1 protein-coding gene is annotated in these 1,064 nt (G+C 56.6%); it reads left to right on the top strand.

The genetic code is table 11. The annotated features are described in order from the left end of the window. Positions 1 to 42 precede the first annotated feature (42 nt). Positions 43 to 1,064, top strand: a 1,022-nt coding sequence (locus tag QZL66_RS05975; protein WP_293601899.1) for a CPBP family intramembrane glutamic endopeptidase, incomplete at its 3' end; no start/stop codon positions are given.

Here is a 1,064-nt window from a genome sequence, read left to right as displayed (position 1 = left end):
AGACGCCTATGAACACGAGCTCTAACAAAGGAGGAAAATCCAATGGCATCTCAAGCCAAACCCATTTTCTTGAAAGGCGATCCCATTCTGGTGCGGAACGCACGTCTTCAAAGCCGCGGCAAAAAGCTGTGGCCGGAGATCCTGTGCTTCGTGGCGGTTCTGCTGGTGGGCAACCTCATCCAAGGCATGGCCATCGCCGCACCGCAGATGATCGCCATGTTCAACAGCGATGCATTTCACCAGATGGAACGGTACTTACAGCAGAGTATGGAAGCCGGCACGTTCCAAATGGACACCTATCTCCGCCTGGCAACAGAGGCAGCGTCCACCAGTATGCCGCAATGGTTCACCGTTCTCACGCTCTTTTCCACGTTTCTTCCCGCTGCTGTGGTAATCCTCTACTGCCGAAAGCTGGAAAAGCGCAGCTTCTCCACCATGGGACTGACACGCCGCACTGCCCTGCCGGAATACCTCATCGGGCTTGGCGTTGGGCTTCTGCTGTTCGTGATCGTGCTGGGGCTAAATTTCCTGACCGGCAGCATCCGGTTCAGCGGTGTCGTATTTCGTACCAGCGCTCTGCCTCTCCTGCTGCTCACATTCCTCGGCTACCTGATACAGGGCGCTTCGGAGGAAATTCTCTGCCGCGGGTATTTCTGCGTTTCCGTATCCCGCTGGATGCCGCTCTGGGTGGGCGTTCTGGTGAACTCCATCGCCTTTTCCCTGATGCATTTGCTCAATTCCGGCATCACACCGCTGGCGCTGCTGAACCTCTTCCTGTTCGGTGTTTTCATGTCTCTGTATATGATACGCTGCGGCAACCTCTGGGGCGCTTGCGCCATTCACTCCATGTGGAATTTTGCACAGGGCAACCTCTTCGGGCTACAAGTCAGCGGTATCCCGTCCAAAAACAGCGTTTTCGCCATCACACAAACCGCAGACCATGCTCTCTGGAACGGCGGTTCGTTCGGACCGGAGGGCGGACTTTGCGTGACTGCCGTTCTGGCTGTGGGCATTCTGCTGCTCCTGCTCTGCCGGAATCGTGACCGTGGACAGAAAGCGCTGCC

The organism is Ruminococcus sp. CAG:330, assembly GCF_000437175.1.
Classification (GTDB): Bacteria; Bacillota; Clostridia; order Oscillospirales; family Ruminococcaceae; genus Ruminococcus_C.
The sequence above is the reverse complement of the archived record's forward strand: the minus strand, read 5'-3'. Positions and strand labels throughout refer to the sequence as shown.